This window comes from Paraniabella hibiscisoli (assembly GCF_022512515.1).
GTDB lineage: Bacteria > Bacteroidota > Bacteroidia > Chitinophagales > Chitinophagaceae > Niabella > Niabella hibiscisoli.
In genome coordinates, this window is record NZ_JAKWBK010000001.1 from 4,529,167 (window position 1) to 4,554,770 (window position 25,604).

The following is a 25,604-nucleotide window of genomic DNA, read 5'->3' on the forward strand; positions in this document are numbered from 1 at the left end:
ATTATAGCCTTTTAAATAGACCGGCATACCAAAGTATCCCTATCATTTACTCAAAAATAGGAATATCTCAGTTTGCTTGATGCTGCAAATATCAGTAAGATTTATTAGCAAGGTAATTGTAAATTTCTTCCTGTGATCTTACTTCGTCTTTGTTTTTCCTTTTAACGTACTCATTATCGAGTTCATTATTCAAAATCCTTGCCTTAGTATTGTCTTTGAGCTGAATATTCAGAATATCGATCAATTCCTGTTTCAGGTCCTCGTTTTTAATAGGGCAGGTGGCTTCTACCCGATGCTCAATATTGCGGATCATCCAGTCTGCAGAAGAGATGTACACTTTCTGATCTCCGCGGTTATGAAATACCCAAACCCGGGCATGTTCGAGGTATTCGTCTATAATGCTGATAGCTTTTATGGGCGTTTTAAACTTCTTACTTTCCGATTGCATACAAAAGATACCTCTCACAATCAACTTGATCACAACGCCTGCCTTGGCCGCCTCGGTTAATTTTTCAATCAACTTAGCATCTGCCATGGAGTTCATTTTGAGGATGATTTCTGCAGGATGTCCTTTACGCGCCGCAGCTACTTCTGCATCAATCAGCTTATTTAGCTCGGTCCGTATAAATCCAGGACTGGGAACTAAGGTCCGGCATTTTTCGAGGAAATGAAATCCGGTTTCGGGTTTCTCCAGGAAATTAAAAATACGGTTAACATCTGCCATGATAAATCTGTTGGAGGTCAACAAGCAATGATCTCCGTATAACCTCGCCGTTTTTTCATTTACATTGCCCGTACTTACAAAACCATGGTAATGTGTTTTACCCTTAATACGCTTCTTGATTACGCAGATCTTGGCATGCACTTTCATATCCTGTATACCCGTCAATACTTTTGCGCCTACGTCTAAAAGCACCTGTTGCCACTGCAGGTTGGCTTCTTCATCAAAACGAGCTTTTAGCTCCATCATCACCGTTACCTCTTTTCCATTGCGAACGGCATTCACCAGTGCATTAACAATTTTAGATTGTGAAGCGAGGCGGTAACAGGCTATTTTAATAGAAACCACGTCGGGGTCAAAGGCAGCTTCCCTGATCATATCAACAACGGGAGTGAAGCTGTGATAGGGAAAATTCAACAATACATCCCGCTTCATCAGCACGTCTCCAACACGCTCATCTTGCAATACAGGGTGAGTGAAGGGTTGTTTGCGCTTTGCTTTATAAGTAAAGACCTGGGATGGGAAATCCATAAAATGCCTGAAATTGTGGATGCTTCCTCCGGGCATCAGGTTATCTTTTTGGTTAAACCCAGCCTGGCCAGCAGGTACTCCAAAAATCCCGGATCCATATTTTCATCGTAAGCGAGGCGAATAGGCTTACCTTTTTTGCGATTTCTCAGCCCTTTTTCCAGTTTCTGTATAATAGTAGTAGTATCGGAATTGTCGATATCTAATTCAGCATCCCTGGTAAACTTAAAAATATGCGCCTGAAACTCATCGTACCCCATAAAGCTAAAGATATCAGGCAGGTTAAACTTGATGGCATCTTCCAGCAGCATGATGTCATGCGTACCTTCTTTTGAGGGTAATACAATGAAACGGCTGCCGACTGCGGTAACCGGTACTTCTATAATAGCATATTTACGGTCGGCTTTATCTGAGCTTTTAGACATAACCACCCCAAGGAAAATAGATTTATCTCTCAGGTTGGGGAATTTTTTAATATTCTCCACCATGAGCGGCACTATGTTAGCGCTTACCTCGTTATCAAAAAAGTCTAAAATGAATTTTTTCTGTTCGGAATTCAGTTGTTTGTCGTTCTTAAGGAAAATGTTCTGGTTATTCATTTCCGTTAACACTTCAGCCCATACCCGTTCAAAGGCGGCCTGGTGTTCGGCATTAACACGCTGCACTTCATCCAGGATTTTCTGAGGATTTTTCTCAGAATGCATCTTCATCTTGGTTTCTATTTGTAACATCCTTTTAAGTGATGCTACACGCACGCGAAAGAATTCATCCCGGTTATTGGAAAAAATGCCGAGAAACTTAACCCGCTCTCTTAAAGGCACGGTATGATCCGATGCTTCCTGCAAAACTCTTTCATTAAACGATAGCCAGCTGATATCTCTTGGAATAAGTTTCAACATTGTAATTTAAGTTTTCAATATATAAAAAATATCCGATAAATATAGGACACCTGCCTATAGCCAATTAAAAACCAACTTTAAGTATTTATTATTTTTTTATATAAGTGAAGCGGGAACTCATAAGCAGGTATTTAATAAGGGAGAAAACCTCTTATAGGGTGCAAAACCTTCACCTATAGCTATTGGTTTTAAACGCTTTTTTCCCTTACTTTGCACTCCACGAAGGAGTTCTTCGGACAAAAATTTAGCGAGTGGCAACAAAATTTTCTAAAGAAACATATTTATACTGGTACGAATTGATGCAATTGATTCGCCAGTTTGAACTTACAGCGGAAGAAAAGTATAAAATGGAAGGTAAAATACGCGGATTTTTTCACGCGTATGTGGGTCAGGAAGCTATTGCAGCAGGTTGCATGACGGCAACAAGACCTGATGACATGTTCATTACAGCTTATCGCGATCACGGATTAGCTATTGCAAAAGGTGTATCCGTAGATAGCTGTATGGCTGAACTGTATGGAAAAGCTACTGGTTGTGCAAAAGGTAAAGGCGGAAGCATGCACTTTTTGGTAAAAAAGAAAACTTCTATGGTGGTCATGGCATCGTAGGTGCTCAGATTGGTACCGGTACCGGGCTTGCTTTTGCAGAACACTATAAAGATACCGACAATGTAGTGCTTTGCTTTTTTGGAGATGGTGCAGCAAGACAGGGTATCTTACACGAAAGCTTTAACCTGGCCATGCTTTGGAAATTGCCGGTAATTTACATTTGCGAGAATAACAACTACGCAATGGGTACATCTGTTGAGCGTACTTCGAATGTAACAGATATCTATAAATTAGGTGCAGGTTTTGATATGCCATCGGCTGTGGTGGATGGAATGAATCCTGAATCAGTACACGATGCTATTGCTGAAGCAGTAAAACGTGCACGTGAAAAAGGTGGCCCAACCTTACTGGAAATAAAAACCTACCGTTATAAAGGTCACTCTATTAGTGATCCTCAAAAATACAGGACTAAGGATGAAGTTGATGAGTACAAATCCAAAGATCCTATCTCCATCCTGAAAAAGAACATCCTGGATAATAACTACGCTACAGAAGAATCGTTGACGGAAATAGATAGCCGTTGTGAAGAAGTGGTAGCTAATTCTGTGAAATTTGCAGAAGAAAGCCCGATTCCGAATGATGACGAGGTATTAAAGGATGTTTACATGGATCAGAACTATCCTTTCATAGTTGATTAATATTTAAATTTCCATCAAGAATAAAATGGCAGATAACATAAACCAACAAGCTGGTAACGAAACGCTTGAGCAAAACGAAGCTGTAGAAAAAGCGAAGCAGGTTTGGAGCAAAAATGGCAAAAACATCTCACTTTTCTTAGGTGTGGTAGTTGTTGCAGTAGGTGGTTTTTTCGCTTACAAACATTTTGTAAAAGGCCCTAAAGAAGCAGAAGCTGCTGATAAAATTTACAAAGCAGAGCAGTATTACGAAATGGATTCCGTTAACCTCGCTTTAAATGGCGACGGAGTAAATCCCGGCTTTATTAAAGTGGCTGATAATTACAGTGGAACCGTAAAAGGAAACCTGGCTAATTTTTATGCAGGTAGCTGTTATATTAAATTGAATCAGAACGATAAAGCTGTTCAGTATCTGAAAGAATTCAGCACAGATTCCAAGCAGATTCAACAGCGCGCTTACCTTTTATTAGGCGATGCTTATGGTGACCTGGGCAAGGGAGCCGAAGCTTTGGATTATTACAAAAAAGCAGCACATCATTTTGAAGCAGATCCTCAACAGAGTTCTGACGCGCTTTTCAGAGGTGCATTTTTAGCACAGAATGTGCTAAATAACAAAGATGAAGCAATTGCACTTTTCAAAGAATTAAAAGAAAAATATCCCCGCACGCAGCAAGGTTTTGAAGCTGATAAGTACCTGGCACAGTTAGGGGTGTATAATGTTAATTAATAATGGCATCAACTGGTAACAGTAATTTATTAAATACCAATAAAGGCATCTTTAAGCAGGATGCCTTTATTGTTTTAGTAAAAACAGAATGGAACGCACATATTGTAGACGAGCTGGAAGCCGGCTGTCTTCGCGTATTAAAACAATATAATGCAAGGATAGAAGTACTGATTGTACCTGGCTGCGTAGAAATACCCTTCGCTGTTAACCGGCACTGGAACAAAGCCAAACAGCAATTTGACGAACCTCATGCTTATATAGCACTTGGTACGGTTGTAAAGGGCGATACACCCCATTTTGACTATGTATGTAAAATGGTGGCCGATGGTATATTACAACTAAACCTGATGTTGCCTGTACCAACTATATTTGGCGTGCTAACAGTAAATACGGAAGAACAGGCCATTGAAAGAATAGGTGGAAAACATGGACATAAAGGTGAGGAAGCAGCTATCACAGCGCTAAAAATGTTGGACTAGCATTACATAAATGTGCGATTTAATATGTACGTTGTAAGATGTATATACTAACTAGCTACCTTGCGATGATACATCGTACCTCTTACGTGTCAAACATCATTCATACTCTAGTCATCTGTCAAACTTTGAACTTAAATAATGTATAACGTTCATATTTTTATACCTTGTTTTGTAGACCAGTTATATCCTGAAACGGGATTTAATATGGTGAAAGTGTTGGAGAAATTCGGTTGTACAGTTCAATACAATGCCAATCAAACCTGCTGTGGTCAGCCTGCTTTTAATGCCGGCTTCTGGGATCAATCCAAGGCCGTATGTAATAAGTTTATCAATGATTTTAAGGATGCTGAGTATATAGTGGCGCCCAGTGCCAGTTGTGTGGGCTTTATACGTAACTATTACCAGAAGCTATTTGATAACTCATCCCTGCACAACGAGGTCAAATCGATGGCTTCCCGGACCTTCGAGTTTTCTGAATTTCTCCTTAACGTCTTAAGGGTGGAGAATTGTGGGGCTGAACTAAATGGCCTGGCCACCTATCATGACAGCTGTGCTGCTTTAAGAGAATGTAAGATTAAGCAAGGGCCGAGGCAATTACTTGGTAATGTAAAAGGCTTATACCTTACAGAAATGAACGATGTAGAAACCTGCTGTGGTTTTGGTGGTACTTTCGCAGTAAAGTTCCCGGGTATATCCGTTGGAATGGGAGAGCAAAAAGTAGAGAATGCCATAGCCACAGATGCGGATTATATTATCAGCACGGATTTGTCCTGCCTGATGCACCTGCAGGGATATATCAATGGCAAAGGCTACCGTATTAAACCTATGCACCTGGCCGATGTATTAGCAAGTGGCTGGTAAAACCCTACTTTATTTTTCGTGATTTTAGTTCTGCATTAATTTGCCCCAGTCTCATAAAACTGGGAAGCAATGACAACATAGCAACTGGTATCACGAATATCACCATGTAATTCTTGCTTTTCAATACAAGATAAAACAGTATCAGGCAAGCTGCAATCATCACTATACCCAGACCAAAGGCTACGCCGGTAAGCAATTTTTTCTGCTTAACTAATTCCTCCGTACTTAATTCAGTTACATCATTGGTCTTTGTCTTCATTAGTTGATCAGTTGTTTCGGTTTAATTAATGCTGTTTAAGGCCTGTTCAATATCGTAGATGACATCATCAGGATGCTCTAGTCCTACAGAAATACGGATAAGACCCGGTGTAATACCAACCTTCAAACGCTCTTCTTCACTCAGTTTAGAATGCGTGGTACTGGCGGGATGCGAGGCGATGCTACGTGAATCACCCAGGTTAGGCGTTAGAGACAACAATTGCAGGGCGTCCATAAATTTCCGGCCTGCTTCAACGCCGCCTTTTATCTCGAAACAAACAATACCACCACCGCGCTCATCTGTTTTTTTGCTATTTCGTGTTGAGGGTGCGAGGGGAGAAAAGGATACTTCACCCATTGCAATTTAGCGTTTTTTTCGAGAGTTTCTGCCACTTTTAAAGCATTGGCCGAATGGCGGGTGATACGTACATCTAAAGTCTCCAGGCTTTTGGTCAACACCCAGGCATTAAAGGCCGAGAGGGTAGGACCTGAATTGCGACAGAACAGGTATACTTCATTGATCAGCTCTTTTTGCCGGCAATAACACCTCCTAAAACGCGTCCCTGTCCATCAATCCATTTAGTAGCGGAGTGGATAACCAGATCAGCGCCAAAATCTGTAGGCGTTTGCAAAAACGGGGTAGCAAAACAATTGTCTACATTAAATATCAGGTTATGTTTTTCGCCAGTTGGCCTGCCTTTTCGAGGTCAATCAGCTCTAATTGAGGATTGGTGGGAGTTTCAAGATAAAGCATTTTCGTATTGGGCTTTACCGAAGCTTCCCAGTTATCGATATCCGCTGCATCAACCAACGTAAATTCAATACCGAATTTCCCCAAAAATTTGGTAACAACCGTGTTGGTACCGCCAAACATAGAACGGCAACACAACAAATGATCTCCCGTTTTTAAAAGTGCCATAAAGGAGTTGAATACAGCCGCCATACCGCTGGCAACTGCAAAACCTGCTTCACACTTTTCCAGCAACGCAATTTTATGTGCAAATTCATCTACCGTAGGATTACTGTAACGGCTGTAAATATTATCATCCGACTCATCGGCAAATGCTGCGCGCATCGACTCCGCGTTTTCAAAAGTAAAGCTACTCGTTAAAAACAAGGGAGTAGAATGCTCCATTTGGTAGGTGCGTTCTGTTTGTGTTCTAACTGCAATGGTAGAGGGATGAAGGGATCGTTTGTTACTCAACGTATAGTATTTAAATTCGGGGTCTTTTAATTATTGTATTTGAAATCTGCCGATTAACTAGGTTTATTAATGATCACCTGGGTTTTAATTTCGGCTCCCGCTTTAGCCAGGGTAATAGCTACCGAACAATATTTGGTGATAGAAATTTCAACCGCACGTTTGGCTTTATCTTCATCTACATTACCGGTGATTTCAAAAATCATTTCAATATGCTTCCACAAAGAAGGCTCCACATTGGGTTGCGTTCGCCGTTAACAGTTACTTCGTAGTCGGTCACCTCCTGGCGCTGTTTTTTCAATATACTGATCACATCAATACTCGAGCAGGCCGCTAGAGCATTTAGTAAAAGCTGCATCGGTCGCGCACCGTATTCAAGGCCACCCATATTCGGGTTGGTATCCGTTTTTACTACTGTTCCATTCTCATTAATGGTATCAAAACCATATTCTCCATTTACCCTTTTTAATTTCACTGTATTCATCAGTATATTATTTTAACAGTTTGAGCAAGATACTTTACCGGGCTTGCGTTTGCGCGGGCAAAAGTATTTCAATTAAGGCAGCTTTCCAACTAAGCAATAACCAAATTATCTATCAGCCTTACTGGTCCTAAAAATGCAGCAATTAACGCCACTATTGACTTTTTACCATCCCATTCCTCCACTGGTTCGAGTGTAACAGCATCGGCTATTCCCACATAATCTGTAACAAAGCCTTTTTCCTGCAATTTTGCAACGGCTAACGAGATAGCACCCGTTACAGGACCTCGCCTAAGCTCGTCTTTTAGAAACAACAATGTCTGGTAAATTGTTGGTGCAATCAACTTTTCTTCTTCAGAGAGACGCATATTTCGACTGCTCATTGCCAAGCCATTAGCTTCACGCATAGTGGGCGCAATCGTCATTTCAATTGCGTTGAATGCAGGCGTTGTTTCAATCAGTCTTTTGATCACCATACATTGCTGGTAGTCTTTTTGCCCAAAAAACACCTGTTGTGGCTGAACAATGGAAAAAGCCTGTCTACTACCTGGCAAACGCCCTGGAAATGCCCCGGCCTGTAAGTCCCTTCAAACAGGTTTTCAAGATTTTGCAAATCATAAATTCTTGTTATTTCTCCGGGAGGATATATTTCAGCTGCATCGGGGTAAAATAAAACATCGCAGCCCGCGCCAATTAGCATGGTCATATCTTTTTCGATGGTACGGGGATATTTTTCAAGGTCTTTGGGGTCATTGAACTGGGTTGGATTCACGAAAATGCTTACTACTGCTATATCACAGCTTGCTTTACAGGTATGTAACAGGCTAAGGTGTCCTTCATGTAAAGCGCCCATGGTAGGTACAAATCCTATCATCAGGCCCTTTTCTTTTGGTCCTGCAGGTGCAACTGTAAGTCTGTTATCTTTTTAAATACTTTCATTAGTATAATTTATAATACAAGGCGGTTTGCCTATAAATATGTAACTTCGCAAACTTTAAAAATTGCTAAAGCATGTCAACAAAGAAAAGAATTTTATTTATTGCCAATGAAATGTCCCCTATTTAGAGTTGACTGAATTTTCTGAAATTGTTAATAAACTCGCCATAAAAGCCAATGATAATGGTTTTGAGGTGCGCTGCATTATGCCGCGTTTCGGAGTTATTAATGAACGCAGACACAGACTTCACGAAGTAGTTCGACTTTCTGGTATCAACGTAACGGTTGATAACGACGACATGCCATTGCAGATCAAGGTGGCATCTTTACCCAGCGCACGTCTTCAGGTGTATTTTTTGGAAAACGAGGAGTTGTTCAAAAGAAAGACCTTGTTTCATGATGATGAAGAGAAATGGTTTGCCGATAATGACCTGAGAACTGTTTTTTATTGTAAGGGCGCCCTGGAAACCGTGAAAAAGTTTGGCTGGAGCCCCGATGTGATACACTGCAGTGGCTGGATGACAGGGCTGATTCCTGCATATCTTAAAACGATTTACAAGAAAGAGCCGGTTTTTGCGCATAGTAAAATTGTGTATACCATTGGTGAAAATACTTTTAAAGAAAAGCTGGGCAAAGGCTTTATACCTAAAGCGCTTATTCATCCGTCTCTGAAAGAAAAAGACCTGGAGCCTTTTAAAGAAGGAACCAATGTGGCCTTGATGAGAGGGGGCGCCACTTATGCCGACGCGATCACTTTTGGTGCACCTAATGTAGACAAAAAGTTACTGGCAGAGTTTACCAAAGTACGTGGTAAAAAGACGCTGCAGTTCAAGGAAGATTCTGATTTAACAGACTATTTACAACTGTATAACGATCTTGCGGAATAATTTTCTAAAACTTACCGTATCAATTTTTCAAAAATATCTGTGTGAATAAATTTATTTCGTCGGCACTGGGAATATGCACCTTAGCTATCGTTTTATTAGTTTCCTGTAATAAGATCAACTTAGCAACCGATATGGGCCAGGACCTGATTCCACCGGTTGATAATATCCATACTTTCGATACAACATTGGAGGTAGAAACCTACAACGGTTTATTTGATCCGGCGTTGGATTCTTTTCGGTCTGTATACACTTTCACTAAGCTATTAGGAGTGATTTCGAATGACCCGATATTCGGAAAAACTGATGGACAATTATTTTTTCAGGTTTCTCCAGGTGGTGTTTTTCCATTCAGAAATCGTCCGGGTTCCTTATACTTAGATTCTGTGGTACTCGTTCTTGATCATAGTTTCACCTATGGTGACACACTAACACCTCAAACGATTCAGGTATCAGAAATACAACAATCTAACGACTTCAGATATGACTCGCTTTACGGAATCAACCAGTTATTCACGACATCAACTTTATTAGGAAGTAAGACATTTATCCCAAGGTCAACCAGTGACTCTATTCAGGTAGTGAATTATCCTACTTATGGAGATACATCGACGGTTGCGAGGCAAATTCGCATTAAGCTGGATCCTAGCTTTGGACAGCGTTTATTAGAATACGACTCTACAGGCGTTAATAATGCTTACAGCTCGGATTCTATTTTCAGAACTAAATTCAAGGGGTTTGCTTTAAAGTCAACGGGCGGAGGCAACGGATTGATGGGGATTTATATAAATGATGCCACTACCCACCTCGCAGTGTATTACCGGTATAATAATACGACTACACCAACTGATATTGATACAGCTGTAGCTTCCTTTACTTTTTATAACGGAGCAAATGCCAACTCTAACTATATAAGCAGAAATTATACTGGAACACAGGTGTTGACTGGTATAGGTGATCAGGTAAAAGATCCAATTGTGTACATGCAGAATACGCCAGGTACATATACCAACATTCGTATCCCGGGTCTTGCAGGATTACCCAACTGTGTTGTTCATTTGGCTGAATTGCAGGCTCAAAGTATATATGATGTTTCGGATACAATATTTTCCGCGCCGCCCAATGTATTTGTAGACGTGTATGACTCTACTGCAGCTAAGTTCAAACTCATACCATCTATTTTTAGCTTTTCACAAGGAACTACCGAATATCTGATATCTGGACTGGAGAATTTTTACAGCAGTAATTCAATTAATCAAACTTTTTCAATACAACAGATCCTTCTGGCAATCGGATACGTTATTGGCGTTTTAATATCACCCGCTATTTGCAAAATGTAGTAGCAGATAAAATTCCAGCCTATAGTATGAGAATGTATGCACCAGCTGCAACCACATTGCCATTAGGAGATTTGGCGCCTCTTATTCCAAATAATTTGCGCATCCCTAGTACCCAATCTAGTTTTTACGGTTTGGCTGGAATTGGCCGCGCCCGCATAGGCGGCGGTAATCACCCTACACAGAAAATGAAACTGAGAATTGTTTATTCAAAACTCTAATGACAGAATTATAAATTTTATTAACAGGGGTGCAGATACTATATTTGCACCCTATTTATTTTATAGACTATAAATTCATTATTTCACGATGCCTTACTTATTTACTTCCGAGAGTGTTTCTGAAGGACACCCAGATAAAGTGGCGGACCAGATTTCTGATGCGCTGATTGATAATTTTCTTGCTTTTGACCCCCAGTCTAAAGTGGCTTGCGAAACCTTGGTTACTACAGGTCAGGTAGTATTGGCGGGTGAAGTAAAATCCAAAGCTTACTTGGATGTGCAGGATATTGCCCGTAAAGTGATCAGCAAGATCGGGTATACCAAAAGCGAATACATGTTCGAAGCGAATTCCTGCGGTGTGCTGTCTGCTATTCACGAGCAATCTTCAGATATCAACCAGGGTGTTGATCGTAAAAAAAAGAAAGAAGAGCAGGGTGCGGCGACCAGGGAATGATGTTTGGCTATGCGACTAACGAAACGGCCAACTATATGCCATTGGCATTAGACCTGGCTCATACCTTGTTGATCGAGTTGGCAGAGTTGAGAAGAGAAAATAAACAAATCAAGTACCTGCGCCCCGATTCAAAAAGCCAGGTTACCTTAGAATATGATGATAATAACAAGCCGGTAAGAATCGATGCGATCGTTATCTCTACGCAGCATGATGATTTTGATAAGGAAGCTAAAATGTTAACAAAGATCCATGAAGACGTTACAAAGATTCTGATACCGCGCGTTATCAAGAAATACCCACAATACAAGCATTTGTTCAATAATAAGATCAAATATCATATTAATCCAACTGGTAAGTTCGTAATTGGCGGACCTCACGGTGATACAGGTTTGACAGGCCGTAAGATCATCGTAGATACTTATGGTGGAAAAGGCGCTCATGGCGGTGGTGCTTTCAGTGGTAAAGATCCCAGCAAAGTAGATAGAAGCGCTGCTTATGCAACGCGTCATATCGCTAAAAACCTCGTAGCTGCAGGCTTGTCTGACGAAGTATTGGTGCAGGTTTCTTACGCCATTGGTGTGGCTAAACCAACCAGTATCAATGTAAATACTTATGGAACAGCGAAAGTAGATTTAACAGATGGCGAGATCAGCAAGATCGTAGAAGGCATTTTCGATATGCGTCCTTACTTTATCGAGCAAAGACTGAAATTACGTAATCCTATTTACAGCGAAACAGCTGCTTACGGGCACATGGGACGTGAAGCTACCACTGTAGAAAAAGTGTTTATCTCGCCTGATGGCAAGAAAGTTTCAAAAAAGTAGAGCTTTTTACCTGGGAGAAATTAGATCATGTTGCAAAGGTGAAAAAAGCATTCAAGCTTAAATAACATCCGGTAATTTATTACACATAGAGCCGCTTCAGATTGGAGTGGTCTCTTTTTCTCACAGGTCGCGGTTAAAATCGTGACCTGTTTGCGCTTGGTCTAACCTTAACCTCCTCTCAACGATTCAATGAATGAAAAACAGGTTGATCCTAATGAAAAAACCGCCTGTCAAATAGGTGCATAAACTGGTGAAAAATCATTATGTATTCGGCACATTTCAGTTATAAAAAGATTAAATTTGCAAGCATTGTAAATGCCATTTTACTTTTAAATTTTAAGAACAGCAATAATTAGATGGAAGAGAATCTGGAGCCACAAGGAACACAGGATAATAACCGAATTATTCCCGTAAATATAGAAGAGCAGATGAAAACGGCCTACATCGATTACTCGATGAGCGTAATCGTAGGTCGCGCACTCCCTGACGTAAGAGATGGTTTAAAACCCGTACATCGCAGGATATTATACGCAATGAACGAACTCGGGTTAAACGCTAACAAGCCTTACAAGAAATCTGCCCGTGTAGTAGGGGAAGTATTAGGTAAGTATCACCCGCATGGTGATAGCTCTGTATACGACGCTATGGTGCGTATGGCCCAGGAATGGAGCATGCGTTACACTATGGTGGATGGCCAGGGTAACTTTGGTAACCAGGATGGGGACGGACCGGCGGCTATGCGTTATACCGAGGTAAGGCTGGAGAAGCTGGCTGAGCACATGCTCGATGATATTGAAAAAGATACTGTTGACTTTCAATTGAACTTTGACGATTCTGAGAAAGAGCCTACTATTCTGCCTACACGTATTCCGCAGTTATTGGTGAACGGGTCCAGTGGTATCGCCGTAGGTATGGCCACCAGCATCATGCCGCATAACCTGAGTGAGGTAATTGATGGTTGCGTAGCCTATATCGATAACAACGACATTACCATTGACGAGCTGATGCAACATGTAAAAGCCCCGGATTTTCCAACCGGCGGTATTATTTACGGTATGGAAGGCATTAAAGCGGGTATGCATACAGGTCGTGGCAGAGTGGTGGTACGCGGCAGGGTTCATGTGGATACAAAAGCAAGTGGTCGTGAACAAATTATCATAACCGAAGTGCCCTACCAGGTAAACCGTGATGCCTTAACCAATCGTATTGGTGAGCTGGTAAATAATAAAGTTATCGAAGGTATTGTACACGTAAACAACGAGTCCAACAAAGATGGTACCCGTGTAGTATTGGATCTGAAGCGTGATGCCATTGCTAATGTGGTGATCAATCAGCTGTATAAAAACACCGATCTTCAAACTTCTTTTGGTATCAATAATGTGGCGATCGTTAAAGGTCGTCCAAGGGTATTGAACGTAAAAGATATGATTGCCGAATTCGTAGAGTTCAGGCATGAAGTAGTGGTGCGTCGTACGAAATTCGAATTAAAGGAAGCCGAAAAGCGAGCCCATATTCTACAGGGTTATTTGATTGCGCTGGATCACCTGGATGAAGTGATTCGCCTGATCAGGAGCTCTGCTACGCCAGATATCGCCAAGGAAAACCTGATCAATGCAGGCTGGGGCCTGGATGAGATACAGGCCAAAGCCATACTGGAACTGCGTTTGCAGCGGTTAACAGGAATGGAGCGCGAGAAGATCAAAGAAGAATACGAGGAGCTGATGAAACTGATCGCTCACTTAAAGGATATTCTCTCCAACGAAACTTTACGATTCGATATCATCAAAACGGAGTTGCTGGAAATCAAACAGAAATTTGGTGACGAGCGTAATACCGAAATTACTTACCTGAATGATGAAGTAAGTATTAAAGACCTGATCAAAGAAGAAGATGTAGTAATTACTATTTCTCATTTGGGTTATATCAAACGTACCTCGGCAGATGAGTTCCGCGCACAAAAACGTGGAGGACGTGGTGTACGTGGTGGTAAAACGAGGGATGAGGATTATATCGAACATCTGTTTGTAGCCTCTACACATCACACTTTGTTATTCTTTACCGAAAAGGGAAGATGTTACTGGTTGAATGTATATGAGGTTCCGGAAGGAGAAAAGACGGGTAAAGGACGTGCCATACAAAACCTGATGCAATTGCCGCCTGATGATAAGATCCGCGCCATTATTGACATCAAAGATCTGAAAGACGAAGAGTTTGTAAAAGCGCATAATATCCTGCTTTGCACCAAAAAAGGTATAATCAAAAAAACAAGTCTGAGCGACTTTAGCCGCCCAAGGCAGACGGGTGTTAATGCCATCACTATCGTAGAAGGCGATCAACTGCTGGAAGCTAAACTTACCGATGGTACCTCTGAAATCATGCTGGCAGTTAAAAGTGGTAGAGCTATTCGCTTCTCTGAGGAGAAAGTGAGGGCTACTGGCCGCGGTGCCATTGGTGTTGGAGGAATTGAAGTAGATGATGAGAAAGATGAAGTAATAGGCATGATTTGTGTACCAACAAACGCTGAAATTACACCGGGAGTACTGGTAGTCAGCGAAAAAGGTTTTGGTAAAAGAACGGCTGTTGATGAATACAGATTTACAAATCGTGGTGGTAAAGGTGTAAAAACCATTAACATAACAGATAAAACCGGTAATTTAGTCGGACTTTTAGATGTGTTTGAAAACCAGGATCTGTTAATTACCTGCAAAAGTGGTATCACTATACGGATGCCGGTTAGCGGTATCAGTGAGTTGGGCAGAGCTGCGCAAGGTGTGAAGCTGATCCGTATTGATGAGGGAGATGAAATAGCCGCTATTACCAAGGTAGATGAGCAGGAGGAAATTGAGGAGACTGAGAATGGTGAAGAAGCAACGGCAATTGCCGATAATCCGGCAGAATCATCCGATAATGCAACCCCTTCCGACGATGAGCAATCTAATACTGATAGCGGAGAAGCTACAGATGAGCCGACTGAAGAAAATTAGTGTTTAAAAAATAGTAAAAATATATACGAATGAAAAAGTTATTTTCCTGGCAGGTATTGTTGCTTTTTCAACAACAGGAGCTTTTGCACAGAAGTATGATGATATTAAAGGACTTCTGGCACTGGGGCAGATTGCTAAAGCAAAAGAATCTTTCGATAAGAACTCTACTAACGAGAAGTTTTTACTAAACCCGAAGGATATCTTTTAAAAGCTGCGCTTTTGGCTAATATTTCTTTAGATAGCACTAAAGCTGCAGAAGCCGACAAGAACAGATCTGAGGCAGATGCTGCATTAGCAAAGTATAAAGAGATGGATGCCGATATGAAATTGTTAATGGAGGATCCGACTTATAAGAATACCCCGTTTAATTTATATGCAGGCTATTTTAACGCAGGTATTGCCGATATTAATAATAAAGCTTATGAGCCGGCTTATGAAAAGTTTAAAAAGACTGTAGACTATTCTGAACTTTTGATCGCTAAAAAGATCATGAATAAACAAATGGATACAGCGGCTATATACTATGCAGGCCTGTTGGCTGAAAATACCAAGCATGCTGACGATGCGCAGAAATATTATGCAAGAATTGCAGATGCGAAAATTAAGGAATATAACGAGGCTTCTTACGAAAGTGTATACCAGGGACTAGTGCGTTATTATGCAGGTAAAAATGATAACGCTAATTTTGAAAAGTATAAAGCAATCGGTAAAGAATTATTTCCTCAGAGTGAATTTTTCACCTATTCTTTACTTGACTTCGCGGTAGGAGGTAGTTCCGATTTCAATGAGAGAGTGGCCAGCCTGGAGAAGCATGTAGCTTCCAACCCTGAAGATTATAAATCTAATATCACGCTGGCTGAGATCATTTATGATACATTGGATTCAAGAAAAGCCAACGCTGTAGTTCCTGGTAATGCTGAAGAATTAGAAGTTAAAATGTTGGCCGCTTTAAACAAAGCTTCCAGCCTCAAACCCGGAGAAATGCAGCCTTATCTCTTGTTGGGTGACCATTACCTGCTTAAATCCGAGAAATTCAGGGATGCTATGGTTACTGCGGAAACAAATGTTACCAAGAAAGGTGCAAAAGCAACTGCAGATGATAAGCAGCAACTGGCAGAAGCCAAAAAACATACGGCGCTAACTATGAGTTAGCAAAAACAAACTACGAAAAAGCAGCAGAGATCTTTGCAAAAATGTCTAACCTCGATGCAGGACAAAAACGTAGTTATCGCGCCATCGCAGGTAACCTTGCAGAGTATTATTCTTACAAAATTGAAGACTCGAAAGGAGCAGACAGGGATAAATTTATTGCCCTGGAGAAAAAATGGGACGATATCTTTAGCAAATTGAGATAAGAGTGTCCTGGTTTTCAAAAATATTAACCGCTTCGAAAGGAGCGGTTTTTTTGTGCCGGTATTAAATATTGAAGGGACTTCAAAAGCACATGTAATCCGATTGCAAATGATGGGTTTGTTTTGTGCAGAAATGCATGAAAAATAAAAGGAAATATTTATGAAACCGATTACAATTTATTTATTATTAATATTGTGTTGATTTTACACTAACGGTTAAAGCTTGAACAATCATTTTAAAAGACACACAACAAATCAATAATCAACTATGAGCGTATTATTAGGTGATCAGGAGTACTTTAAAGGTATTCCTCAGATAAAATATGAAGGTCCTGAGAGCGATAATCCTATGGCATTTCGCTGGTACGATGAGAACCGGATAGTGGCTGGCAAAACATTAAAAGAGCATTTTAGGTTTGCCTGCGCCTACTGGCATTCGTTCTGTAACGATGGCAACGATCCCTTTGGCCCGGGCACACATGTTTTTGGATGGAACAGTAAAACTGATGCCGTTGACCGAGCCAAAGATAAAATGGATGCGGCTTTTGAGTTCATCACCAAAATGAACCTGCCTTTTTATTGCTTTCATGACGTAGACCTGGTAGATTATGGAACAGATATAAATGAAAATGACAGGCGTTTACAGGCAATAACAGCTTATGCTAAACAAAAGCAGGCTGATAGCGGGGTAAAATTATTATGGGGCACTGCTAATGTGTTCTCCAACCCACGTTATATGAACGGCGCTTCTACCAATCCTGATTTTCATGTATTATCACATGCAGCGGCACAGGTAAAATCGGCCATTGATGCAACAATTGAGCTGGGTGGAGATGGTTATGTTTTCTGGGGCGGAAGAGAGGGGTATATGACCCTGCTTAATACGGATATGAAGAGAGAGAAAGAGCATTTTGCCCGTTTCCTGCATACGGCCAAAGATTATGCACGTAAGAACGGATTTAAAGGTACTTTCCTGATCGAACCCAAGCCGATGGAGCCTACCAAGCACCAGTATGATTACGACTGCGAAACGGTAATTGGCTTTTTGCGTCAGTGGGATCTGCTGGGTGATTTCAAGATCAATATAGAAGTGAACCATGCCACCCTTGCGGGTCATACCTTCCAGCATGAGCTGCAGGTATCTGCTGACGCTGGCGTACTTGGATCATTAGATGCCAACAGGGGCGATTATCAAAACGGATGGGATACCGATCAGTTCCCGAATAATTTAAATGAATTAACTGAAGCCATGCTGATCTTTATGGAAGCAGGAGGACTACAGGGTGGTGGTATTAACTTTGATGCAAAGATCCGTCGTGCATCAACTGACCCTGCTGATTTATTCTATGCACATATAGGTGGTATGGACACTTTTGCAAGAGCACTGATTACTGCAGATAAGATCCTGTCTAATTCAGACTACAGGAAATTAAAGCAGGAGCGCTATGCCTCATTTGATGGGGGCAAAGGCCAGGCTTTTGAGCGGGGGCAATTAACACTGGAAGACCTTCGGGCTTACGCGATAGAAGCAGGGGAACCTGCTGTAAAGAGTGGTAAACAGGAGTACTTAGAGAATATTATTAATCGGTATATTTAGTCTAGGTTGGTAGTCCACGGTATATGAACCGTGGACTACTAACAAAAAATCAGAATAATGCTACTATTAGGCATCGATGTAGGTACTTCATCCATAAAAGTATCAGTAGTAGATGGCGCTACACAAAAAACGGTAGCTGCTGCTCAATACCCGGATACAGAACGGGACATTATTTCTCTAAAGTCTGGGTGGGCCGAGCAATCGCCGCAACAGTGGTGGAGCGACGTAAAAGAAGCAATTAAAAAGTCAACCAGTCTGGAGCATATAATACAAAAGACATTGGAGCTATTGGTATATCTTACCAGATGCACGGGCTGGTATTGTTGGATAAAGAGGGTGCTGTACTCCGCGATAGTATTATCTGGTGCGACAGCCGTGCGGTGCCTTATGGGGACAAAGCATTTAGGGAAATGGGTGATGAGTATTGCCTTGAAAGATTATTGAATTCTCCCGGTAATTTCACGGCAGCCAAACTAGCCTGGGTAAAAGAACAGGAGCCCGGGATATTTGAAAAAATTGATAAGATCATGCTGCCTGGTGATTTTATTGCGCAACGGTTTACTGGGCATATTACAACCACTCCATCGGCGCTTTCTGAAGGTGTTTTCTGGGATTTTTCTGAAAACAAGCCATCACAAAAACTGATGCAGCAATTCGGCTTCAGTAATGATATTATTCCTGATATTCAGCCTGTATTCGCCGATCATGGTCGTTTGGTAAAATCGTTAGCAGATGAACTGTCATTGACTGAAGGTATTCCCGTAACCTATAAAGCGGGTGATCAACCTAACAATGCGCTTTCTTTGAATGTATTTGAACCAGGTGATGTTGCTGCCACAGCGGGCACATCCGGCGTAATATATGGTGTGAGTGATGAGTTGACGTACGATCCCCAAAGCCGGGTTAACAGCTTTGCTCATGTCAACCATCAGCATGATCTAACCCGTGTGGGCGTACTGCTTTGCATTAACGGTACAGGAATTCTTAACCGCTGGATCAGGAACCTAAGCGGAAATATTTCTTATGCGCAAATGAACGATATAGCTGCCACCGTGCGACCAGGTAGTGACGGGCTGGTTATTTTGCCTTTTGGTAATGGTGCCGAGCGTATGCTGAACAATGAAATAGTGGGTGCACATTTACAAAATATAGATCTCAATAAACACACTCTGGCGCATTTGGCGAGGGCGTCCCAGGAGGGAATTGCATTTGCATTTCGTTACGGCCTGGATATTATGCGTAGCAATGGTATGCAGCCGGCCGTTATTAAAGCAGGCAAGGCCAACATGTTTTTAAGCCCCGTATTCACAGAGGCGTTTGTAAATGCCACTAATGTGCCGGTTGAACTATATGATTGTGATGGTAGTGTAGGCGCTGCTTTAGGCGCGGGAATCGGTGCGGGGTATTACCAGGCGCCGGCCGAAGCTTTTCAGAAAAGACAAGTTTTAAACATGATACAACCCTCCCAGGCCGGTGCGTATGATGAGCTGTATGAACAATGGAAAGCGGCTTTATATCAGCATATTGGTTTGCAAAAAGATATAATACTGGATAAGAGTTTACAGCTTCAGCGCTGACCGTTAAAATAATTTATCTGTTACTGCTAATGGTGCTAGTGCATTTTACCTACTTTTACGCACCTAATTTTATTTCCGCATGAAGAAGGGAAAAGAAGTAACGATATATGATATTGCCAGCGAGTTAAAAATTTCTGTAGCTACCGTTAGCCGGGCATTGAAAGATGATCCCGTTGTAAGCAAAAAAACCAAGAAAAAGATTTTTGAGCTGGCAGAAAAAATGGGGTATCGTACTAACCATTTTGCCCGTAGCCTTCGTACACAGGAAACCAATACCATTGGTTTTATGATACATGAGCTCAATAGCAATTTCGCCAATTCCGTATTATTAGGTGTGGAGAAAGTAACTACCGAAGCGGGTTACGATCTTATCATTGCCCACTCATCGGAGAGCTATGATAAAGAAGTGGCCAATGCCCGCAACCTCTTTCATAAGCGGGTGGATGGACTGATCGCATCTTTGTCTTTTGATACTAAGCAATACGACCATTTTAAACAGTTTAAAGATAAGGGCGTTCCTGTAATATTTTTCGACCGCGTAGAAAAAGGGAATGACAATACTGTGGTGGTAATCGATAACTATAAATGCGGTTATGAAGCAACCCGGCATTTGATAGAACAGGGGTGTAAACGAATCGCGCACATCACTTCCAATCTTAACCGTAACGTGTATGCAGAACGTTACAGGGGCTATAAAGACGCGCTGACGGATAATGGCCTGGATGTAGATGAAAGCTTGTTGCTGGTAGACAACCTGAGCGAGAAAGCCGGCATTGATTCTGCCCATAAACTGCTAAAGCAAAAACGTCGTTTCGACGGTGCTTTTATTACTAATGATTTTGTGGCAGCTGCCTTCATCAAAACATTAAAAGAAAATGGTCTGAAGGTTCCGGAAGATGTAGCCGTAGTCGGTTTTAATAATGATGCCATTGCGCATTTGATCGAACCATCTTTAACTACTATTAATTATCCGGGCGTCGAGATGGGGGAGATTGCTGCCAGAACTTTGATCAACCATATCAAAGGCGTAAGCAACCTTCAACAGCTCAACACGCTTATCATTAACTCCGATCTGATTATTCGCGAATCATCTCAAAAGAAAAAGAAGAGTAAAGCTTAGAGCCTTATATAGAACAGACGTAATATCAATATGACGTTTTATTCGGCATCAGCCTCAATAAAATGCCAGCAAACACCTGCGGGATCAATGATATTTACTTCTTTCCCATAAGGCTGTTGTACAGGCCGACCTATAACCGGGACACCGAATTTTCCGGGAAGGTCTTTCTTATTTACGCGCTCCCAAAAGGCATTAACATCATCGATTTTTACAGATAGCATCAGGTTTTCTGCAAATGCTTTATTATCGTACTGTTGCAGAATAAATGAACAGTTGCCTTGCCGGAAGCCAGCTAGGCCTTCCTCTTCCCATTCCTGTTCAAAACCCAGTTCCTGGAAAAAGAGTTTGGCCTTCTCATAATTATTTCCTGAAGGAATAAATGGCTCAAGTGATATAAAATTCATATAGACTAATTAAGGAGTTACAATCATTATGCTGGGAAAACTGCTCTATATCAATTAATAGCTACACCGGAAATTTCTCAGAATAAAGTCAACTGCCCTAAGGATGGCAGGATTTGGGAAGTAGATGCACTAATCCCGCCAACTCTGTATACCGGTGTTTCAGCGTATCGGGAAGCCACTATGATATGTGTGCCGTTGGCTTGTTCTGTAAAAAGATCACGAACAAGATCCGGGTGATTATTATCCGCGGAAAGATGGGAGAGAAGGAGATGGCTCATGTGCGCCGGTTTGCAGGAAAGAAACAGATCCAACGCTTCTTTATTAGATAGATGACCACGACCACCCCTGATCCTGTTTTTAAGGTGATAAGGATAGCGGCCATTCTGTAGCATTACTTCGTCGTAGTTGGCTTCCAGGAAAGCCGCATGACATCTTTTAAAATGGGTGCTCAGGTTATCACAAACCTTGCCGATATCGGTAAATATTCCAACACAGGTTTTATTATTCTCCACCGTAAAACTATGGGGATCCGCAGCATCATGATATTTTACAAAGGCGTTGATCAACAAAGCTCCAATAAGCACAGTAGTACCCGCTACCAGTGGACGTAAAAGACCGGAATCTAATTCAAGACCCGAGTTTTGAAGCGTAGCTGACGAAATATATACAGGCAGCTGATGTTTCCGGGACAGTACTTCGAGCCCACGGATATGATCGCCATGTTCATGAGAAATAAATATGGCTTTTACTTTCTTCATAGGCAGCCCCAACCTGTGCATTCTCTTTTCGGTTTCACGGCAGGATAAGCCGGCATCTATTAAAATAGCCTCTTCATCGTTACCAATATAGTAACAATTACCGTTGCTGCCTGAGTTGAGAGATGTTAAATAAAGACTGGTCACGACGCAAATTACCTTTTTTCAGAAATGATCGTATCTGGATCATTAAAGCCACTTATCTTATTGATTCTAAACTGCTAAATAAATAACTATATGCCCTGATACAAATGAACAATAAATAGAAACGTTCGGCAAAGATATTTTTTCCAGCTTGGTGTACTTTCGAATTGGATAGAAAAAAATACTGGATGATACGTATGTTGGTTTAAAGCGTACTACTCAGTATTACAGCTCTGGTTTTAATTTTTGTCGAATAATGCAGATTCTGTTAACAGTTAATTCAATTGTTACAATATCTGTGGCAACTACAGGTTTTGATAAACCAAATAGCCTGTTTACTGCCTTTAGACAGTAGAAAGATAACAGAGCACATCTTACATCAAAGTAACAGTAGTTACGAGGTATGATAAGACACTTAATGAAAACCTGAACATTTCTATTTATAATAGTAATAGTAGTGAATGGGAAAGAAACTAGAGTTAGGGCTTACAGCAAGTGGATCTCCTGATTTCTTAAAATCGAGGTTTTCCACTATTTTAAAAATGAAGATATTAAAGAAATTATAGCATAAAGTAATGATAGCAAATTGATGATAGAACTATTGTTACAGCAAAATTTTTGTTTAGAAGGTAGAAGGTGGTCTCCGGGTCTTTTCAGGCCAGGGTTTCCACCCTCTTGTTTTTAAACACTTTGAGTTGACGAGATATCTATGATCATTACTAAAAAGTCATATCCCGGAGGTATTATTTATTAAGGTTACTTGCTCATTTTATTTGATACCTGCAGGTTGCCCACCTCCACCAAAAATATTCTATTTGCCACACGATTCAACCAATTATAACTTCCCCTTATTTTAGTTAAATTTAAATATAATGATGACATACATCAGAAAACCTGCGGGCTTCGGCAAGACGTGTTGTTTTATAATATTGCAATGCCACGAAAAAACAGTAGGCTGATAGCTTTTAAAGACCGTCAGATAGACAGACTTATCTGTCCTGCAATTTTCGCGAAAAGCGATAGCGTATATTGTTTAGAATTTTGAAAGACGCCTCGCAGCAGGTTTTGTAGAACTATCCGAAAAGCAGGCTAGCCTGAGGCATGGTTATAAACTGTGGCAAGAAACCAAACTATTAAAATATTCCGGAAGGAAAGTATGCAAAAGGCCTATCTTGATTACCCGAAAGATTTCTTTTCGGACGAGTAAATGGCACCTAGCAATCAGTTGATCCAAAAAAGATCGCGTATCATTAACCGGGTAATCGAAGAAAGATTTATCTCATCGGCAAAAAAGCTATACCTGCTTAGACGTAACGAGGCCTTACCTACGCCGGGAGAGCCCGAAACCTCGGATTGGAACGGAACAGCAAAAACAGCATATGGTGAAAGCACTTAATAACATCCAAAGAAGGGCTTGTTAAATATGAGGGCGAATTGAAAGTCATCCTAATGTCCTTTCTTATCAAAAAATCTGATAACATCTCCGATCAGTATTCGTCAGGGTGCATATTTACATGGGCGAATACTTCAACAATGACTAAAGCCGGATTTAAACAATTAACTGATGAATGATTGACTGCACATTAATTGCCAAAGAGATAGATGAGTTTTTTGGGCATCCCTTCAATCTCTTGTTGCGGAACCGGCTTAAGTGCCTCCATCATTGCCAACCAACCTGTAACAGGTCCGTTGCTTTACTTGAGAAAAATTTAGATCAGCCTGTCGTCAGGCTGATCGTATAGAAGCCTATTTATCGCCTCTTTTATGTTTTGCTACTAATTCGGTATCCCCGCTGTTGTTGGCATTGATATGCGTATAGTAGTTCTCATCTTTTAAAACAATACGGTAGTTAACGCCGTTCTTGTTAGTAACCTCTGTTACACCAAATATTTCTTTACCCTTGTAGTCACTTTTTACATTGTAAAGTACATTCGCCGGTAAACTGTTTTCTTTATAATAACGAATAGTCTGTATCAGGTTACCTTTGGCATCAATAGTTACACGTGTTTTGATGCCCTCACTATCAAAGAAAGCCTCATAGCTTTCACCAGCTTCACTCCATTTTACATTATCTGCGTCTTTAAAAAGCAGGTTAAAAGTTTTCTGAGCTTTATCGTTAACCGGTTTTGCTGTAGCAGCAGAGGCGTTAAAAGATAATGTCAGGATTACTGCGGCAGAGAGGATTAAAGTTTTCATTTTATTTATTTTTTAGTAGTTATTTATTATTTGTTTTACAAACATACGGCTGGTTAAAGCCCGGGTACAAGAGCAAAAGGATGAACAGCATTCATATTACCGGTGAACAGCAGTTTTGCCGAGGTGAAAAGTAATTGCATGTTGCCGGTCGTTTCATTGAATGGATAAGTTGTGATCATTTTTCCGATGCTTTATATCTATTATTCGCATAAGCGCTCTACATGTTACACTTGTTGAACTACACTTGCAGGAGTTAACAATTATTTAAGGAACGACTTAGCCTATTATATTTCCTGAAACGATATATATAGCCTACGCTCCATTCAAAACAAGGAGTGGATAGTAAAGGATATCATCTTAAGTTTTTGGAAGCAGGACTACAAACGAAACTATTATTATGGCGTAAACACTTACCGGTATTGAAAAAAGATTCAATGCATTAGTTTGTAAAATTGCCACGGAAGCTGGAAATTTACAGGAATTATAGACCCCTAGATTATTCAAAATAAAAGATGAGACAGGTTTTCCCGTTGCTATCAGCGATCACTGTATTAATATTAATAACCCTTCATAGTAGCGGGCAATCGGTGCCGCCAGCAGATAACTATATTGTCCGGCCTGACTTCAAATGCTATTTCTATCAATGCCAGGTAGATGGTTCGCTGGTTATCTTCGATCATACAAAACAACAGTGGATTGTTTCTGACACCAGCTCTGTTCATACGCGTAATTTACCGGCATCAACCTTTAAAATTATTAACCTGCTTATTTTCCTGGAAACGAAAACGATTCCCGATGAAAATTATGTGGTGAAATGGCCGGGCGCCACCGATACGGTGAAGTATGGCTACCGGCCCGATATATACCACGACATCAGTGTGAAAAATGCATTTGAACTATCGGCTGGCTGGGCATTTATTGAACTTGCCAAAAAAATAAACCGGAATGTATATAAAGACTACCTGGTTCGCTGCGGATATGGTAATGCCGATGTTTCCTTTGCTGAAGCTGACTTCTGGAATTTTGGTCCTTTAGGTATTTCGCCAGTAGAGCAAATAAGACTGCTTAAAAATCTGTATGATGGAAAACTACCATTTTCTAAAAAGAATATGGATATCGTAAAGCGGGTGATGATCACCGAACAAAATAGGCTTCACACTATACACTCCAAAACCGGTTGGACCATGGCTGATGGCATTAACACGGGTTGGTGGGTAGGTTACCTGGAGAAAAAGGGAAACGCGTATTTCTTTGCCACCCGGTTATTACAGAACCGCAGCAACAACCGGGCAGATTTTTCCCGTTGCCGGAAAGATATTACAAGATCTGCGTTAAAAGACTTACGGATCTTGGACTAGCTCGCTCTACAATGAAATTGCAATAATCCCGGAAAACACTTCGGAATTGACCTTGGCGTAGTA

25 protein-coding genes and 4 pseudogenes are annotated in these 25,604 nt (G+C 41.0%); 19 read left to right on the forward strand and 10 right to left on the reverse strand.

Annotation, left to right across the window (positions count from 1 at the left end; translation table 11 throughout):
- Positions 1-91: 91 nt before the first annotated feature.
- Both MKP07_RS27755 and MKP07_RS27760 read right to left on the reverse strand, forming a co-directional pair.
- On the reverse strand, positions 92-1,288 hold the full coding sequence (locus MKP07_RS27755; RefSeq protein WP_240850481.1) for a phospholipase D-like domain-containing protein: 1,197 nt from the start codon (positions 1,286-1,288) through the stop codon (positions 92-94).
- The gene (locus MKP07_RS27760; protein ID WP_240850482.1) at positions 1,288-2,148 is read right to left on the reverse strand and encodes a polyphosphate kinase; all 861 of its coding nucleotides are present in this window, start codon (positions 2,146-2,148) and stop codon (positions 1,288-1,290) included. Before MKP07_RS27760 ends, MKP07_RS27755 begins: the two co-directional genes overlap by 1 nt.
- Positions 2,149-2,495: 347 nt before the next feature.
- Here MKP07_RS27760 and pdhA point away from each other — a divergent pair.
- From pdhA to MKP07_RS27780, 4 genes and pseudogenes are all read left to right on the forward strand, one after another.
- Positions 2,496-3,394: pseudogene (pdhA, locus tag MKP07_RS27765) on the forward strand (pyruvate dehydrogenase (acetyl-transferring) E1 component subunit alpha).
- Between the two features lie 25 nt (positions 3,395-3,419).
- A complete protein-coding gene (locus MKP07_RS27770) occupies positions 3,420-4,118 on the forward strand; it encodes a tetratricopeptide repeat protein (protein ID WP_240850483.1) in 699 nt (232 codons plus the stop codon).
- A 2-nt stretch (positions 4,119-4,120) separates the two neighbouring features.
- A complete protein-coding gene (ribH, locus tag MKP07_RS27775) occupies positions 4,121-4,597 on the forward strand; it encodes a 6,7-dimethyl-8-ribityllumazine synthase (protein ID WP_240850484.1) in 477 nt (158 codons plus the stop codon).
- A gap of 138 nt (positions 4,598-4,735) precedes the next feature.
- On the forward strand, positions 4,736-5,458 hold the full coding sequence (locus tag MKP07_RS27780) for a (Fe-S)-binding protein (protein WP_240850485.1): 723 nt from the start codon (positions 4,736-4,738) through the stop codon (positions 5,456-5,458).
- Positions 5,459-5,462: 4 nt separating this feature from the next.
- On the opposite strand, the gene MKP07_RS27785 is transcribed toward MKP07_RS27780, so the two are convergent.
- The 5 genes and pseudogenes from MKP07_RS27785 to panC all read right to left on the reverse strand — a co-directional run bounded on the left by MKP07_RS27785 (position 5,463) and on the right by panC (position 8,272).
- Positions 5,463-5,717, reverse strand: a complete 255-nt coding sequence (locus MKP07_RS27785; RefSeq protein WP_240850486.1) for a hypothetical protein — start codon at positions 5,715-5,717, stop codon at positions 5,463-5,465.
- Between the two features lie 21 nt (positions 5,718-5,738).
- Positions 5,739-6,851, reverse strand: a pseudogene (locus MKP07_RS43060) (trans-sulfuration enzyme family protein).
- Positions 6,852-6,973: 122 nt separating this feature from the next.
- The gene (locus MKP07_RS27805; protein ID WP_240850489.1) at positions 6,974-7,123 is read right to left on the reverse strand and encodes an OsmC family protein; all 150 of its coding nucleotides are present in this window, start codon (positions 7,121-7,123) and stop codon (positions 6,974-6,976) included.
- Complete coding sequence (locus MKP07_RS27810; protein ID WP_240850490.1) at positions 7,120-7,401, reverse strand: OsmC family protein; 282 nt, start codon at positions 7,399-7,401, stop codon at positions 7,120-7,122. Before MKP07_RS27810 ends, MKP07_RS27805 begins: the two co-directional genes overlap by 4 nt.
- An 89-nt stretch (positions 7,402-7,490) precedes the next feature.
- Positions 7,491-8,272, reverse strand: a pseudogene (gene panC, locus MKP07_RS43065) (pantoate--beta-alanine ligase).
- Positions 8,273-8,465: 193 nt separating this feature from the next.
- Between panC and MKP07_RS27825 the strand changes: the two are divergent.
- The 13 genes and pseudogenes from MKP07_RS27825 to MKP07_RS27885 all read left to right on the forward strand — a co-directional run bounded on the left by MKP07_RS27825 (position 8,466) and on the right by MKP07_RS27885 (position 20,684).
- Entirely contained in the window at positions 8,466-9,221 is a 756-nt protein-coding gene (locus MKP07_RS27825; protein ID WP_240850493.1) for a glycogen/starch synthase, read from the forward strand.
- 41 nt (positions 9,222-9,262) lie between these two features.
- On the forward strand, positions 9,263-10,558 hold the full coding sequence (locus tag MKP07_RS27830; RefSeq protein WP_240850494.1) for a DUF4270 family protein: 1,296 nt from the start codon (positions 9,263-9,265) through the stop codon (positions 10,556-10,558).
- Positions 10,546-10,776 (forward strand): hypothetical protein, encoded by a 231-nt coding sequence (locus MKP07_RS27835; RefSeq protein WP_240850495.1) that lies wholly within the window; start codon positions 10,546-10,548, stop codon positions 10,774-10,776. The genes MKP07_RS27830 and MKP07_RS27835 overlap by 13 nt, the downstream gene beginning before the upstream one ends.
- Positions 10,777-10,864: 88 nt before the next feature.
- Entirely contained in the window at positions 10,865-11,230 is a 366-nt protein-coding gene (locus tag MKP07_RS27840; protein ID WP_240850496.1) for an S-adenosylmethionine synthetase N-terminal domain-containing protein, read from the forward strand.
- Positions 11,227-12,054, forward strand: coding sequence for a methionine adenosyltransferase (metK, locus tag MKP07_RS27845; protein WP_240850497.1), 828 nt, complete (start codon positions 11,227-11,229; stop codon positions 12,052-12,054). Before MKP07_RS27840 ends, metK begins: the two co-directional genes overlap by 4 nt.
- Before the next feature lie 356 nt (positions 12,055-12,410).
- Positions 12,411-15,038, forward strand: a complete 2,628-nt coding sequence (gene gyrA, locus MKP07_RS27850; RefSeq protein WP_240850498.1) for a DNA gyrase subunit A — start codon at positions 12,411-12,413, stop codon at positions 15,036-15,038.
- Between the two features lie 29 nt (positions 15,039-15,067).
- Entirely contained in the window at positions 15,068-15,226 is a 159-nt protein-coding gene (locus tag MKP07_RS27855; protein WP_240850499.1) for a hypothetical protein, read from the forward strand.
- Positions 15,227-15,257: 31 nt separating this feature from the next.
- Positions 15,258-16,190 carry a hypothetical protein gene (locus MKP07_RS27860; protein WP_240850500.1) on the forward strand — a complete coding sequence of 311 codons (933 nt, stop codon included), beginning with the start codon at positions 15,258-15,260 and terminating at the stop codon, positions 16,188-16,190.
- A gap of 41 nt (positions 16,191-16,231) precedes the next feature.
- Complete coding sequence (locus MKP07_RS27865) at positions 16,232-16,393, forward strand: hypothetical protein (RefSeq protein ID WP_240850501.1); 162 nt, start codon at positions 16,232-16,234, stop codon at positions 16,391-16,393.
- 265 nt (positions 16,394-16,658) lie between these two features.
- Positions 16,659-17,987: a xylose isomerase gene (gene xylA / locus MKP07_RS27870; RefSeq protein WP_240850502.1), complete on the forward strand. Its 1,329-nt coding sequence runs from the start codon at positions 16,659-16,661 to the stop codon at positions 17,985-17,987.
- Between the two features lie 57 nt (positions 17,988-18,044).
- Positions 18,045-18,718, forward strand: a pseudogene (locus MKP07_RS27875) (FGGY family carbohydrate kinase); the annotation flags it as partial.
- A gap of 135 nt (positions 18,719-18,853) precedes the next feature.
- Complete coding sequence (locus MKP07_RS27880) at positions 18,854-19,564, forward strand: FGGY-family carbohydrate kinase (RefSeq protein ID WP_240851108.1); 711 nt, start codon at positions 18,854-18,856, stop codon at positions 19,562-19,564.
- 79 nt (positions 19,565-19,643) lie between these two features.
- On the forward strand, positions 19,644-20,684 hold the full coding sequence (locus MKP07_RS27885) for a LacI family DNA-binding transcriptional regulator (RefSeq protein ID WP_240850503.1): 1,041 nt from the start codon (positions 19,644-19,646) through the stop codon (positions 20,682-20,684).
- A 38-nt stretch (positions 20,685-20,722) separates the two neighbouring features.
- Here MKP07_RS27885 and MKP07_RS27890 read toward each other — a convergent pair whose 3' ends face one another.
- Positions 20,723-21,088 carry a VOC family protein gene (locus tag MKP07_RS27890; RefSeq protein ID WP_240850504.1) on the reverse strand — a complete coding sequence of 122 codons (366 nt, stop codon included), beginning with the start codon at positions 21,086-21,088 and terminating at the stop codon, positions 20,723-20,725.
- A 77-nt stretch (positions 21,089-21,165) separates the two neighbouring features.
- Positions 21,166-21,990: an MBL fold metallo-hydrolase gene (locus MKP07_RS27895; RefSeq protein ID WP_240850505.1), complete on the reverse strand. Its 825-nt coding sequence runs from the start codon at positions 21,988-21,990 to the stop codon at positions 21,166-21,168.
- 1,222 nt (positions 21,991-23,212) lie between these two features.
- Here MKP07_RS27895 and MKP07_RS27900 point away from each other — a divergent pair.
- A complete protein-coding gene (locus MKP07_RS27900) occupies positions 23,213-23,383 on the forward strand; it encodes a hypothetical protein (RefSeq protein WP_240850506.1) in 171 nt (56 codons plus the stop codon).
- Positions 23,384-23,733: 350 nt separating this feature from the next.
- On the opposite strand, the gene MKP07_RS27905 is transcribed toward MKP07_RS27900, so the two are convergent.
- Positions 23,734-24,183 (reverse strand): hypothetical protein, encoded by a 450-nt coding sequence (locus MKP07_RS27905; RefSeq protein WP_240850507.1) that lies wholly within the window; start codon positions 24,181-24,183, stop codon positions 23,734-23,736.
- A 512-nt stretch (positions 24,184-24,695) separates the two neighbouring features.
- On the opposite strand from MKP07_RS27905, the gene MKP07_RS27910 reads away from it, so the two are divergent.
- A complete protein-coding gene (locus tag MKP07_RS27910) occupies positions 24,696-25,541 on the forward strand; it encodes a penicillin-binding transpeptidase domain-containing protein (protein ID WP_240850508.1) in 846 nt (281 codons plus the stop codon).
- The last annotated feature ends 63 nt before the right edge of the window (positions 25,542-25,604 follow it).